General features: G+C 65.8%; 12 protein-coding genes. 9 read left to right on the top strand and 3 right to left on the bottom strand.

The annotated features are described in order from the left end of the window. The first annotated feature begins 5 nt into the window (after positions 1-5). Complete coding sequence (locus tag OXS31_RS21305; RefSeq protein ID WP_007160046.1) at positions 6-785, top strand: exodeoxyribonuclease III; 780 nt, start codon at positions 6-8, stop codon at positions 783-785. Positions 786-843: 58 nt separating this feature from the next. Here the strand turns inward: OXS31_RS21305 and OXS31_RS21300 are convergent, their stop codons facing one another. Continuing rightward, entirely contained in the window at positions 844-1,272 is a 429-nt protein-coding gene (locus tag OXS31_RS21300; RefSeq protein WP_007160045.1) for a universal stress protein, read from the bottom strand. 81 nt (positions 1,273-1,353) lie between these two features. Then, positions 1,354-2,712, bottom strand: a complete 1,359-nt coding sequence (locus tag OXS31_RS21295) for a PAS domain-containing methyl-accepting chemotaxis protein (RefSeq protein WP_144954856.1) — start codon at positions 2,710-2,712, stop codon at positions 1,354-1,356. A gap of 214 nt (positions 2,713-2,926) precedes the next feature. Between OXS31_RS21295 and glyA the strand changes: the two genes are divergently transcribed. The 8 genes from glyA to OXS31_RS21255 all read left to right on the top strand — a co-directional run bounded on the left by glyA (position 2,927) and on the right by OXS31_RS21255 (position 11,368). After that, entirely contained in the window at positions 2,927-4,180 is a 1,254-nt protein-coding gene (gene glyA, locus OXS31_RS21290) for a serine hydroxymethyltransferase (RefSeq protein WP_074583431.1), read from the top strand. A 79-nt stretch (positions 4,181-4,259) separates the two neighbouring features. Continuing rightward, complete coding sequence (locus tag OXS31_RS21285) at positions 4,260-5,510, top strand: sarcosine oxidase subunit beta family protein (RefSeq protein WP_017639231.1); 1,251 nt, start codon at positions 4,260-4,262, stop codon at positions 5,508-5,510. An 11-nt stretch (positions 5,511-5,521) separates the two neighbouring features. Further along, positions 5,522-5,821 (top strand): sarcosine oxidase subunit delta, encoded by a 300-nt coding sequence (locus OXS31_RS21280; RefSeq protein WP_017639232.1) that lies wholly within the window; start codon positions 5,522-5,524, stop codon positions 5,819-5,821. Further along, on the top strand, positions 5,818-8,838 hold the full coding sequence (locus OXS31_RS21275; RefSeq protein ID WP_144954859.1) for a sarcosine oxidase subunit alpha: 3,021 nt from the start codon (positions 5,818-5,820) through the stop codon (positions 8,836-8,838). Before OXS31_RS21280 ends, OXS31_RS21275 begins: the two co-directional genes overlap by 4 nt. 15 nt (positions 8,839-8,853) lie before the next feature. After that, the gene (soxG, locus tag OXS31_RS21270; RefSeq protein WP_007160039.1) at positions 8,854-9,483 is read left to right on the top strand and encodes a sarcosine oxidase subunit gamma family protein; all 630 of its coding nucleotides are present in this window, start codon (positions 8,854-8,856) and stop codon (positions 9,481-9,483) included. Between the two features lie 98 nt (positions 9,484-9,581). Beyond that, positions 9,582-10,439 (top strand): formyltetrahydrofolate deformylase, encoded by an 858-nt coding sequence (locus OXS31_RS21265; protein ID WP_077171181.1) that lies wholly within the window; start codon positions 9,582-9,584, stop codon positions 10,437-10,439. Positions 10,440-10,693: 254 nt separating this feature from the next. Beyond that, complete coding sequence (locus OXS31_RS21260) at positions 10,694-10,972, top strand: type II toxin-antitoxin system RelE/ParE family toxin (protein ID WP_144945649.1); 279 nt, start codon at positions 10,694-10,696, stop codon at positions 10,970-10,972. A 93-nt stretch (positions 10,973-11,065) separates the two neighbouring features. Then, positions 11,066-11,368, top strand: a complete 303-nt coding sequence (locus tag OXS31_RS21255; RefSeq protein ID WP_027598623.1) for a HigA family addiction module antitoxin — start codon at positions 11,066-11,068, stop codon at positions 11,366-11,368. A gap of 287 nt (positions 11,369-11,655) precedes the next feature. Here the strand turns inward: OXS31_RS21255 and choV are convergent, their stop codons facing one another. Then, the gene (choV, locus tag OXS31_RS21250; protein ID WP_267401887.1) at positions 11,656-12,888 is read right to left on the bottom strand and encodes a choline ABC transporter ATP-binding protein; all 1,233 of its coding nucleotides are present in this window, start codon (positions 12,886-12,888) and stop codon (positions 11,656-11,658) included. Between the last annotated feature and the right edge of the window lie 3 nt (positions 12,889-12,891).

Here is a 12,891-nt window from a genome sequence, read left to right as displayed (position 1 = left end):
CATTTATGCGGATCATCAGCTTGAACGTCAATGGTATTCAGGACGCTGTGGAGCGGGGCCTGTTGCCCTGGCTTAAGGCGCAGAATGCCGACGTGATCTGCTTGCAGGATACGCGCGCCTCTTCTTACGACATGGACGATCCGGCCTATGCGCTGGAGGGTTACATCCTCTATGCCTGCGACGCCGAAGTGCCGTCCCAGGGCGGGGTGGCGCTCTATACGCGGGTCCAGCCGAAGGCGGTGATCAGCGGTCTGGGCTTCGAGTCCTGCGATCGCTTCGGTCGCTACCTGCAGGCGGACTTTGACAAGGTCAGCATCGCCAGCCTGCTGCTGCCCTCGGGTAAGCGCGGTGACGAAGACCTGAACATGAAATTCAAGTTCATGGACGACTTCACCCACTACCTGAACAAGCAGCGCCGCAAGCGTCGCGAGTACATCTATTGCGGCTCCTTGTACGTGGCGCACCAGAAGCAGGACGTGAAGAACTGGCGCGACTGCCAGCAGATCCCCGGTTTCCTGGCGCCCGAGCGGGCCTGGATGGACGAGGTGATCGGCAACATGGGCTATGTGGATGCCCTGCGCGAAGTGAGCCGCGAAGGCGACCAGTTCAGCTGGTGGCCGGACAGCGACCAGGCCGAGCACCTCAACCTGGGCTGGCGCTTCGACTACAACATCCTGACCCCGGGTCTGCGCCGCTTCGTCCGCTCGGCGCGCCTGCCGCGGCAACCGCGCTTCTCCGAGCACGCGCCGCTGATCGTCGACTACGACTGGACCCTGAGCATCTGATCCAGACGCTGCTCCGAAACGAAAAAACCAGCCCGCGGGCTGGTTTTTTGTTGGGCGACTATTTCACCAGGATCACTGGCAGCGGCACCTGATGGACCACGCGATGGGCCACCGAGCCGAGCAGTAGGCCGCTGAGCGAGCCCAGGCCGCGGGTGCCCATGACCACGGTGTCTACCTGCAGGCGCCGCGCCGTCTCGCCGATGGTCTCGGCGATGCCGCCGAAGCCCACGTGGGTCTGGGCCTCGATACCGGCTTCGAGCAGGGCCGGGCGCGCCCGGACCAGGATGTCTTCGGCCTTGTCCTGCAGGCTGCCGCGCCATTCGCGCAGGATGCGGTCGTCGAAGGGCGCGCCGTAGATTTCCGGCTCGTTCTGGACGTTGAGCAGGTGCAGCTCCAGCGACAGCCCGGCCTTCACCAGGTCGAGGATGTAGCGCAGGGCGTTGTCGGCGCTGGGGGAACCGTCGTAGGCGACCAGGACATTGTGCATGGGGCATCTCCACGAGAGGGGTATGCCTTCATGCTAGACCCTGGCTGTCAGGGACGCTTGATCCCGATCAAGCCCGCGGCCTCAATGCCCCACCCAGTTGCGCGCGCCCTTGGGAATCACCTCGGATTCGTCCAGCTTGCTGGCGAACATGCTCACGGCTTCCACGGCGTCGCTGGCGCCATCGCGGATCTGCACGATCACCGCACCGGCCTGGTCGGCCAGCTCGACGCCCTTGACCGCTCGACCCTGGGTGCTTTCCATGCTGGCGACCGCCTGCTGGGTCTCGCTCAGGATCCGCCCGATCATCTCGGCGATCTCCGCCGTGGCGCCGCTGGTGCGTCCCGCCAACTGGCGGACCTCGTCGGCGACCACGGCGAAGCCACGCCCCTGGTCACCGGCGCGCGCGGCCTCGATGGCGGCGTTGAGCGCCAGCAGGTTGGTCTGGTCGGCGATGCCGCGGATGGTGTTGACGATGGCGGTGATCTGCTCGGAGCGCTGTCCCAGCTGGCCGATCACCTCGGCGGAGGCGCTGACGTTGTGGGCGATCTCGCGCATCTCGCCGGCGGCCGCCTGGATGATCCGGGTGCCGTGCTCGGCGACCTTCTCGGTCTCGGCGGAGATGTGATAGGCCCGCGAGGCGCTGCGGCTGTCGCTTTCGTGCTTTTCCACCCGCTCGCTGATGTCGCTGGCGTACTTGACCACCTTGTATAGCCGACCGGTGGCGTCGTACACCGGGTTGTAGCTCGCCTCCAGCCAGACCACCCGGCCGTGCTTGCCCAGCCGCTTGAACTGGCCGCGAAAGAACTCGCCGGCATTGAGGCGGCGCCAGAAGTCGGCGTATTCACTGCTATTGACCAGGGCCGGCTCGCAGAACAGGCGATGCTGCTGGCCCTGGATCTCCTTGAGGCTGTAGCCCAGGGTGGCCAGGAAATTGTCGTTGGCCGTGAGGATGCGCCCGTCCAGGTCGAATTCGATGCGCGCCAGGGCGCGGTCCAAGGCCTTGAGGTTGCTCTGGGCTTCGCTGTCGCGCTCGACCTGGGCGGTGACGTCGAGGGCGTACTTCACCACCTTGGCAATCCTGCCGCTGCTGTCGGGCACCGGGTTGTAGCTGGCTTCCAGCCAGAGGGTACGGCCCTGGGCGTCCAGGCGCTGGAAGGTGCCGGAAACGAAATCGCCGCGCTTAAGGCGGGCCCAGAAATCGCCATAGTCGCGACCCTGCACCACGTTGGCCGGACAGAGCCGGCGATGGTGCTGACCGACCAGGGTGTCGGCACGATAGCCGGTCAGGCGGAGAAAGTTGTCGTTGGCACGCAGGACGGTACCGTCGGGATCGAACTCGATCACCGCCATGGACCGCTCCAGCGCCTGGGTCAGGCCCTGGTTGGCGTGCAACTCGGCCTCCAGCCGAGCGATGGTCTTCTTGTGGTGCGCATTGAACATGGCAGAACTCGCTGGCCGGGGGAGAGGTAGTCAGCCTATCGGCGCGGATCGGAGCGACTTGATGGCACCCGGCGAACGGCAGAACTCGGCCGTTGAGTGGCTGTCGCAAACGCGCCGGCCCGGGGCGTAAACAGGCATCTTGGGGTCTGGGGCCGGGCCTACCATCGCGGCCAAGGGGGTGGTTTTCACCGCCACAGACTTTAGGAGCGCCGCGATGTTCAGCAAGCAGGACCAAATCCAGGGCTACGATGATGCGTTGTTCGCCGCCATGGGCGAGGAAGCGCGGCGCCAGGAGCATCACCTGGAACTGATCGCGTCCGAAAACTACACCAGCCAGCGCGTCATGGAAGCCCAGGGCAGCGTGCTGACCAACAAGTACGCCGAAGGCTATCCGGGCAAGCGCTACTACGGTGGCTGCGAGCATGTCGACAAGGTCGAGCAGCTGGCCATCGAGCGCGCCAAGCAGCTGTTCGGCGCCGACTACGCCAACGTCCAGCCGCACTCCGGTTCCCAGGCCAACTCGGCTGTCTACCTGGCGCTGCTGCAGCCTGGCGACACCATCCTGGGCATGAGCCTGGCCCACGGCGGTCACCTGACCCACGGTGCCAAGGTCAGCTCCTCCGGCAAGCTCTACAACGCCGTACAGTACGGCATCGACACCGACACCGGGCTGATCGACTACGACGAGATCCAGCGTCTGGCCGAAGAGCACAAGCCCAAGATGATCGTGGCGGGTTTCTCCGCCTACTCCAAGACCCTGGACTTCCAGCGCTTCCGCGACATCGCCGATAGCGTGGGTGCCTACCTGTTCGTCGACATGGCCCACGTGGCCGGTCTGGTCGCCGCCGGGGTCTACCCGAACCCGGTGCCCTTCGCCGACGTGGTGACCACCACCACCCACAAGACCCTGCGCGGCCCCCGTGGCGGCCTGATCCTGTGCAAGGCCAACGCCGACATCGAGAAGAAGCTCAACGCCGCGGTGTTCCCAGGGGCTCAGGGCGGCCCGCTGATGCACGTCATCGCCGGCAAGGCGGTGTGCTTCAAGGAAGCCCTGGAGCCGGGCTTCAAGACCTATCAGCAGCAGGTGATCAGGAACGCCCAGGCCATGGCCGGCGTGTTCAAGGCCCGCGGCTTCGACGTGGTCTCCGGCGGCACCGACAACCACCTGTTCCTGGTAAGCCTGATCAAGCAGGGCATCACCGGCAAGGACGCGGACGCCGCCCTGGGGCGCGCCTGCATCACCGTGAACAAGAACGCCGTGCCCAACGATCCCCAGTCGCCCTTCGTGACCTCGGGTCTGCGCATCGGCACCCCGGCCCTGACCACCCGCGGCCTGGGCGTCAGCGAAAGCGAACGCGTCGCCGGCTGGATCTGCGACATCCTCGACCACCTCGGCGATGCCGATGTGGAAGCCCAGGTGGCGCGCCAGGTGGCCGCGCTGTGCCGCGACTACCCGGTTTACCGCTAGTCGCCACGCGCCTGACGCAACCCTTATCCAACCCCTTTCCCCCTTTGCGGAAAGGGGCGTCGTCTGCAGGAGTCTCCAGATGCAACGCTATTCCGGCTTCGGCCTCTTCAAGCACTCCCTGAGCCATCACGAGAACTGGCAGCGGATGTGGCGCACCCCGACGCCCAAGCCGGTGTACGACGTGGTCATCGTCGGCGGTGGCGGTCACGGCCTAGCCACCGCCTACTACCTCGCCAAGCAATTCGGCGTGAAGAACGTCGCGGTGATCGAGAAAGGCTGGCTGGGCGGCGGCAACACCGCGCGCAACACCACCATCGTCCGCTCCAACTACCTGTGGGACGAATCGGCGCACCTCTATGAGCACGCCATGAAGCTGTGGGAGGGCCTGTCCCAGGACCTCAACTACAACGTCATGTTCTCCCAGCGTGGCGTCTACAACCTCTGCCACACCTTGCAGGACATGCGCGATTCCGAGCGCCGGGTCAGCGCCAACCGCTTGAACGGCGTGGACGGTGAACTGCTCGACACCCGCCAGGTGGCCGAAGAGATCCCCTACCTGGACTGCAGCAAGAACACCCGCTACCCGATCTTTGGTGCCACCGTGCAGCGCCGCGGCGGCGTGGCCCGTCACGATGCCGTGGCCTGGGGCTTCGCCCGCGCCGCCGACGCCCTGGGCGTCGACCTGATCCAGCAGACCGAGGTCACCGGCTTCCGCAAGCAGGACGGCAAGGTGATCGGCGTGGAAACCAACCGTGGCTTCATTGGCGCCCGCCGCGTCGGCGTGGTCACCGCCGGCAACTCCGGGCACATGGCCAAGCTGGCCGGCTTCCGCCTGCCGCTGGAATCCCACCCGCTGCAAGCGCTGGTGTCCGAGCCGATCAAGCCCATCATCGACAGCGTCATCATGTCCAACGCGGTGCACGGCTACATCAGCCAGTCCGACAAGGGCGACCTGGTGATCGGCGCCGGTATCGACAGCTGGGTCGGCTACGGCCAGCGCGGCTCCTACCCGGTGATCGAACACACCCTGCAGGCCATCGTCGAGATGTTCCCGATCCTCTCGCGGGTGCGCATGAACCGCCAGTGGGGCGGCATCGTCGACACCTCGCCCGACGCCTGCCCGATCATTTCCAAGACCCCGGTGGAAAATCTGTTCTTCAACTGCGGCTGGGGTACCGGCGGCTTCAAGGCCACCCCGGGCTCGGGCAACGTCTTCGCGGCGTCGCTCGCCTCCGGCGAGATGCATCCGCTGGCCAAGCCCTTCTCCATCGACCGTTTCCACACCGGCGCGCTGATCGACGAACACGGCGCAGCGGCCGTCGCGCACTAAGGAGCCCGAGCATGTTGTACATCCATTGCCCCCACTGCGGGGAACTGCGCTCCGAAGAAGAATTCCACGCCGCCGGCGAGGCGCACATCCCGCGTCCGCTGGATCCCGAGGCCTGCAGCGACGCGGAGTGGGGCGATTACATGTTCTTCCGCGACAACCCGCGCGGCCTGCGTCACGAGCTGTGGGTCCACGCTTCGGGCTGCCGCCAGTACTTCAACGCGACCCGTAACACCGAGACCTACGAAATTCTCGAAACCTATCCGATCGGCGAGCAACCCCGCTTCACCGCCGAGCGAGGAGAGCGCACATGAGCCAGGTCCATCGACTCACCCAGGGCGGTCGCCTGGACCGCAGCCAGGCCATCACCTTCACCTTCAACGGTCAGACCTACCAGGGCTTCAAGGGTGACACCCTGGCCTCGGCCCTGCTGGCCAACGGCGTGGACGTGATCGGCCGCAGCTTCAAGTACTCCCGGCCGCGCGGCATCGTCGCCGCCGGTGCCGAAGAACCCAACGCCATCATGCAGATCGGCGCCACCGAGGCCACCCAGGTGCCCAACGTGCGGGCCACCCAGCAGGCGCTGTACCAGGGCCTGGTCTCCGCCAGCACCAACGGCTGGCCGAGCGTCAACAACGACCTCATGGGCATCCTCGGCAAGGTCGGCGGCAAGATGATGCCGCCCGGGTTCTACTACAAGACCTTCATGTATCCGCAGAACCTGTGGATGACCTACGAGAAGTACATCCGCAAGGCCGCCGGCCTCGGCCGGGCGCCGACCCAGGTCGATCCGGATACCTACGACAACTTCAACCAGCACTGCGACGTGCTGGTGGTGGGCGGTGGCGCCGCCGGCCTGGCCGCGGCCCTGGCCGCCGGTCGCAGCGGCGCCCGGGTGATCCTGGCCGACGAACAGGAAGAATTCGGTGGCAGCCTGCTGGACAGCCGCGAGCGTCTCGACGGCGCCCCGGCCGCCGACTGGGCCGCCAAGGCCGTCGCCGAGCTGCAGGGCCTGGACAACGTGGTGCTGCTGCCGCGCGCCACGGTCAACGGCTACCACGACCACAACTTCCTCACCATCCACGAGCGACTCACCGATCACCTCGGCGATCGCGCGCCCCATGGCCAGGTGCGTCAGCGCCTGCACCGTGTCCGCGCCACCCGCGTGGTGCTGGCCACCGGCGCCCACGAGCGGCCGCTGGTGTACGCCAACAACGACCTGCCGGGCAACATGGTGGCCGGCGCCGTGTCCACCTACATCCGCCGCTATGCGGTGGCCCCGGGCCAGCGCCTGGTGCTGTCCACCAACAACGATTACGCCTACCGCGTGGCCCTGGACTGGCTCGAAGCCGGTCGCCAGGTGGTGGCCGTGGCCGATGCGCGGCCCAACCCCCGCGGCGCCTGGGTCGAGGAAGTGCGCAAGCGTGGCGTGCGCGTCATGGGCGGTACCGCCGTGAGCGAAGCCCGCGGCAACACCCGGGTGACCGGGGCCAAGATCGCCACCATCGACCTGACCGCCTTCCGCACCCTGGGTGGCGGCGAGTGGCTGGACTGCGACCTCATCGCCACCTCCGGCGGCTACAGCCCGGTGGTCCACCTGGCCTCGCACCTGGGCGGTCGTCCGCTGTGGCGTGATGACATCCAGGCCTTCGTGCCCGGTCCGGCGCCGCAGAAGCGCCTCTGCGCCGGTGGCGTGAATGGCGTCTTCGCCCTGGGCGATGTCCTGGCCGACGGTTTCGAGGCCGGCGCCACCGCCGCGGCCGAAGCCGGTGCCAAGGTCGTCAGCGGCGAGCTGCCCCAGGCCGAATTCCGTCAGGAAGAGCCGAGTCTGGCGCTGTTCCAGGTGCCCCACGACAAGCCGTCGTCGCGGGCCCCCAAGCAGTTCGTCGACCTGCAGAACGACGTGACCGCCGCCGGCATCGAGCTGGCCTGCCGCGAGGGCTTCGAGTCCATCGAGCACGTCAAGCGCTACACCGCCATGGGCTTCGGCACCGACCAAGGCAAGCTGGGCAACATCAACGGCCTGGCCATCGCCGCCCGGGTGCAGAGCAAGGCCATCCCGGAAGTCGGCACAACCATGTTCCGCCCGAACTACACGCCCATCACCTTCGGCGCCATCGCTGGACGGCATTGCGGCCACCTGTTCGAGCCCAAGCGCTACACCGCGCTGCATGCCTGGCACCTCAAGCAGGGCGCCCTGTTCGAGGACGTCGGCCAGTGGAAGCGCCCCTGGTACTTCCCCAAGGCGGGCGAGGACCTGCACGCCGCGGTCAACCGCGAGTGCCTGGCCGTACGCCGCAGCGTCGGTCTGCTCGACGCCTCCACCCTGGGCAAGATCGACATCCAGGGCAAGGACGCGCGGGAATTCCTCAACCGCGTCTACACCAACGCCTGGACCAAGCTGGACATCGGCAAGGCCCGCTACGGCCTGATGTGCAAGGAAGACGGCATGGTCTTCGACGACGGCGTCACCGCCTGTCTCGCCGACAACCACTTCCTGATGACCACCACCACCGGCGGCGCCGCGCGCGTCTTCGAATGGCTGGAGCTGTACCACCAGACCGAATGGCCGGAGCTGGAGGTGTACTTCACTTCGGTCACCGACCACTGGGCGACCCTGACCCTGTCCGGTCCCAACAGCCGCAAGCTGCTGGCCAAGCTGACCGACATCGATCTGGACAACGCCGCCTTCCCCTTCATGGCCTGGAAGGAAGGCCAGGTGGGCGGGGTACCGGCGCGGGTGTTCCGCATCTCCTTCACCGGCGAACTCTCCTACGAGATCAACGTACCGGCCAACTACGCCATGGGCGTGCTGGAGCAGGTGGTCGCTGCGGGCAAGGAATTCGACCTCACCCCCTATGGCACCGAGACCATGCACGTGCTGCGGGCGGAGAAGGGCTTCATCATCATCGGGCAGGACACCGATGGTTCGGTCACGCCCCAGGACCTGGGCATGGGCTGGGCGGTGAGCCTGAACAAGAGCTTCTCCTTCATCGGCAAGCGCGGCATGCATCGCCAGGATTGCGTCCGCGAGAATCGCAAGCAGCTGGTCGGCCTCAAGCCCCTGGATGCCCGCGACGTCCTGCCGGAAGGTGCGCAACTGGTGTTCGAGCGCAACCAGCCGATCCCCATGGACATGGTCGGTCACGTGACCTCCAGCTACCACAGCGCGACCCTGGGCTACGGCTTCGCCATGGCCATGGTCAAGGGTGGCCTGGGCCGCATGGGCCAGACCGTCTACGCCCCGCTGGCCGATGGCCGCTACATCGCTGCCGAGATCGTCTCGCCGGTGTTCTACGACCCCAAGGGTGAGCGGCAGAACGTCGCCTAACGAGGATAGCGCCCCATGAACAACATCAATGTCTACGACCAATACTCCGCCACGGCGCGCGCCGAATCCCCGCTGTTCCACGCCGAGCTGAACAAGCTCGCCGGCCGCGGCCCGGCCACCGCCGGGGTGACCCTGCGCGAGCGGGCCCTGCTGGGGCATCTGGTCATCCGTGGCGACGCCCACGACGAAGGCTTCACCGGCGCGGTGCAGAGTGTGGTCGGCCTGGAAGTGCCCGGTCCCCTGGCAATCACCCAGAAGGGCGAGAGCTCGCTGCAGTGGCTCGGCCCGGACGAGTGGCTGCTGGTGGTGCCCGGTGGCAGCGAGTTCGCCACCGAGCAGGCCCTGCGCCAGGCCCTGGGCGAGCGCCATGTCGCCATCGTCAACGTCGGCGGTGGCCAGACCCTGGTCGAGCTCAAGGGCCCCAAGGTGCGTGAAGTGCTGATGAAGTCCACCTCCTACGATGTCCATCCGAGCAACTTCCCGGTGGGCAAGGCGGTGGGGACGGTGTTCGCCAAGTCCCAGCTGATGATCCGCCATACCGCGGAAGACACCTGGGAGCTGGTGGTGCGACGCAGCTTCGCCGACTACGTCTGGCTGTGGCTGCAGGACGCGAGCGCCGAGTACGGACTGCGCATCGAGGCCTGACCGGTCGCTGCGTCCAGTCGTTCTCTCGAACCCGACCTGCGTGAGGCGCAGGTCGGGTTTTGTGATTCTGGCTTCATCTCCATGCAAAGGAATTCATCATGAGCCGCACGCCCGATACCTGGATTCTCACCGCCCAGAGCCCGAGTCGCCTCGGCACCGTAGACGTGGTCACGCGCTATCTGTTCGAGCAGGGCTGCTATGTCACCCAGCACCACAGCTTCGACGATCGTGAAGCCCAGCGCTTCTTCATCCGGGTGGAATTCCAGGTACCCAGCGACTTCAACGAAGGCCTGTTTCGCGTCGGTCTGGACCTGCGCTTCACGCCCTTTGACATGACCTTCGAGCTGACCCCGCCCGGCTATCGCGCCAAGGTCGCCATCATGGTCTCCAAGGCCGACCACTGCCTCAACGACCTGCTCTATCGCCAGCGCATCGGCCAGTTGCCCATGGACGTGGTGGCGGTGATCTCCAACCACCCGGATCTGGAGCCCCTGGCGGCCTGGCACGGCATTCCCTATCACCATTTCGCCCTGGATCCCCAGGACAAGCCGGCCCAGGAAGCCAAGGTCTGGCAGGTATTGCAGGAGACCGGTGCCGAGCTGGTGATTCTTGCGCGCTACATGCAGGTGCTGTCGCCCGAGCTGTGCCGTCGCCTCGACGGCTGGGCGATCAACATTCACCACTCGCTGCTGCCCGGCTTCAAGGGCGCGCGGCCCTATCACCAGGCCTATGCCAAGGGCGTCAAGCTGGTGGGCGCCACGGCGCACTACATCAACAACGACCTGGACGAAGGCCCCATCATCGCCCAGGGCGTCGAGTCGGTGGACCATGCCCACTACGCCGAGGACCTGGTGGCCCGCGGCCGTGACATCGAGTGCCTGACCCTGGCCCGGGCGGTGGGCTATCACCTGGAACGCCGCGTCTTCCTCAACGCCGGGCGGACGGTGGTGCTCTAAGGCCTTCCCGCTACCTCTTCAGGCAGGCTGTGAGATCGCCGAGGCGCTCGCAGCGCCCCTTGCCCCTTGCCGGTAGCCTTGCAGGGTTTCCGGCTGGGTCGCTGCCATGGCCGTAAGACGATGACTCCGATCGTCATCGAGGCAATGGCGGCAAAAGCGCTTCTGCGCCACGTCGATTCCAACCGATGACTGCCATTGAAACGTTTAACGTTATTCGTTAAATTTTTCTTGACCAGCTGCGTTAGGGTGGCCTGATGATACTGAGCTTCAAGTGCAAGGATACGCAGGCGCTGTTTACCGATGGCAACAATCGGAAGTGGAGCCAGATTGCCAATGTGGCGACACGCAGACTGACGGCGCTGAGTGAGGCGGTGGAGTTGCGCGACCTCAGATCGCCGCCCGGTAATCGTCTCGAGCTCCTGGAAGGGAAGCGAAAGGGTCAGCACAGCATCCGCATAAATGACCAATGGCGGATCTGTTTCGAATGGACGCCGCAAGGACCAGCCAACGTCGAGATAGTCGACTATCACTGAAAGGCCGGCTCTTGCCAAATCAGGCGCTGGCTCAGGTATCGATCAAGATCCGACCCATGTCTTAGCCCTATCCGGAAAGAAAGAGGTAACGCCATGCTGACCAACGGAATGCGCCCGGTTCATCCCGGGGAGATTCTGCGGGAAGACTATCTGGTCCCCATGAACATGACGCCATCGGCCCTGGCCCGTGCGCTGGGCGTCTCGGCACCTACGGTAAACGACGTGGTACTGGAGCGTCGCGGAATCTCTGCGGATATGGCCTTGCGGCTTGCCGCTGCCTTCGATACCACGCCGAATTTCTGGATGGGCCTTCAGGCCACCTATGAACTGCGGGTGGCGGAAACCTCGAAGGGCGAGCTGATCCGCCAGCAGGTGAAGCCACTGCACGTCGCCTGACGACGTTCCACTGGTTTGAGCATGACGAGCCGGACGTCTGTAGTGCCTTTTGCGCTATCTGGTCGCGCAAGATGCAGAACGGGGTGCCTTGAGCCGCTACCCATTGCATCGGGGAACAGGCGCCGTGTCGGTCATAGAGGCTTGGGCTTCAGGCTGGTAGGGACGGGGCGGGGGCGAGAACGTTAGGCCTGAAGCCTTCATAAACGTTCAGGGTAGGGCCGCATAGTGGTCCTGCCAGGCTCCTGACCACCCGCCTTCGCAGGGAGCGGCGGGTGGTCGGGGAACGCTCAGCCCGCCTGGGAAAGGGTGGAGCGGACCGCGGGCGGGGCGACGTCTTCGCCGGCCTTTTCCAGGTTCTTGCCCAGCAGGGCGTGGTAGAGCTCCTTGTCACCAAGGATGCCCACGGCGCGGCCATCGGTCTCCAGCACCAGCTTGTGCCCGGTGTGGTAGCGGATCTCCAGGGCGTCGCGCATGCGGATATCGGCCGGTGCCAGGGTCGGCTGGCGCTGCAGGCTGTTGATCGGCATGCCCGGGATCCAGCGTTGCAGGGCCAGGCTCTCGCCGCCGCGGCGCAGCGCCTTGACCGTCTGGTTGTCCAGGGCCAGCCAGATGTCGTGGCTGCGCTCCAGGCAGATCTCGTTGCCCTCGCGGCCGCACTTGTCCAGGCCGCGCATCAGGCTGTAGCCGCTGAGCACGTTGAGCGGATTGGTGTGGGCGACGAAGGTGCGCACGTATTCGTCCGCCGGATTGAGCACGATGTCCTCGGGACGACCGTGCTGGATGATGCGACCGTCCTTCATGATGGCGATGTTGGTGCCGATCTTGAGGGCTTCGTCGAGGTCGTGGCTGACGAAGACGATGGTCTTGTTGACCTTGGCCTGCAGTTGCAGCAATTCGTCCTGCAGCTGCTGGCGGATCAGCGGATCGAGGGCGGAGAAGGGCTCGTCCATCAGCAGGATGTCGGCGTCCATGGCCAGGGCGCGGGCCAGGCCGACGCGCTGCTGCATGCCACCGGACAGGGAGTCGGGCTTCTTGTTGCGCCACTGGGTCAGGCCGACCAGCTCCAGCTTCTCCTCGACCAACTTCTTGCGCTCGGCGGCCGAGCGGCCCTGCATCTCCAGACCGAAGCCGACGTTCTCGGCCACGGTCAGCCAGGGCATCAGGGCGAACTTCTGGAACACCATGGCGATGCGGGTGGTGCGCATGTCCTTGAGCACCGCGGGGGAGCAATTGGCGATGTCCACCTCGCTGCCCTTGTGCTCGATCAGCAGCTTGCCGCGACTCACGGTGTTGAGGCCGTTGATGCAGCGCAGCAGGCTGGACTTGCCCGAGCCGGAGAGGCCCATCAGCACGCAGATCTCACCCTTCTGCACCTCCAGGCAGGCGTCTTCGACACCCAGCACCTGGCCGGTCTCCTGGAGGATCTCGCTGCGACCCTTGCCCTGGTCGAGCAGCTCCAGGGCACGCTTGTTCTGCTTGCCGAAGATCACATCGACATGTTCGAAACGTATGGCGGTCATGAT

The organism is Pseudomonas sp. GM_Psu_1, assembly GCF_026544185.1.
Taxonomy (GTDB): Bacteria; Pseudomonadota; Gammaproteobacteria; order Pseudomonadales; family Pseudomonadaceae; genus Chryseomonas; species Chryseomonas oryzihabitans.
The sequence above is the reverse complement of the archived record's forward strand: the minus strand, read 5'-3'. Positions and strand labels throughout refer to the sequence as shown.

What these genes read in the sequence shown, in the direction of transcription:
- OXS31_RS21305 (WP_007160046.1), top strand. Translation starts at nt 6, where the DNA reads ATGCGGATCATCAGCTTGAACGTCAATGGTATTCAGGACGCTGTGGAG.
- OXS31_RS21300 (WP_007160045.1), bottom strand. Translation starts at nt 1,272, where the DNA reads ATGCACAATGTCCTGGTCGCCTACGACGGTTCCCCCAGCGCCGACAAC.
- OXS31_RS21295 (WP_144954856.1), bottom strand. Translation starts at nt 2,712, where the DNA reads ATGTTCAATGCGCACCACAAGAAGACCATCGCTCGGCTGGAGGCCGAG.
- glyA (WP_074583431.1), top strand. Translation starts at nt 2,927, where the DNA reads ATGTTCAGCAAGCAGGACCAAATCCAGGGCTACGATGATGCGTTGTTC.
- OXS31_RS21285 (WP_017639231.1), top strand. Translation starts at nt 4,260, where the DNA reads ATGCAACGCTATTCCGGCTTCGGCCTCTTCAAGCACTCCCTGAGCCAT.
- OXS31_RS21280 (WP_017639232.1), top strand. Translation starts at nt 5,522, where the DNA reads ATGTTGTACATCCATTGCCCCCACTGCGGGGAACTGCGCTCCGAAGAA.
- OXS31_RS21275 (WP_144954859.1), top strand. Translation starts at nt 5,818, where the DNA reads ATGAGCCAGGTCCATCGACTCACCCAGGGCGGTCGCCTGGACCGCAGC.
- soxG (WP_007160039.1), top strand. Translation starts at nt 8,854, where the DNA reads ATGAACAACATCAATGTCTACGACCAATACTCCGCCACGGCGCGCGCC.
- OXS31_RS21265 (WP_077171181.1), top strand. Translation starts at nt 9,582, where the DNA reads ATGAGCCGCACGCCCGATACCTGGATTCTCACCGCCCAGAGCCCGAGT.
- OXS31_RS21260 (WP_144945649.1), top strand. Translation starts at nt 10,694, where the DNA reads ATGATACTGAGCTTCAAGTGCAAGGATACGCAGGCGCTGTTTACCGAT.
- OXS31_RS21255 (WP_027598623.1), top strand. Translation starts at nt 11,066, where the DNA reads ATGCTGACCAACGGAATGCGCCCGGTTCATCCCGGGGAGATTCTGCGG.
- choV (WP_267401887.1), bottom strand. Translation starts at nt 12,888, where the DNA reads ATGACCGCCATACGTTTCGAACATGTCGATGTGATCTTCGGCAAGCAG.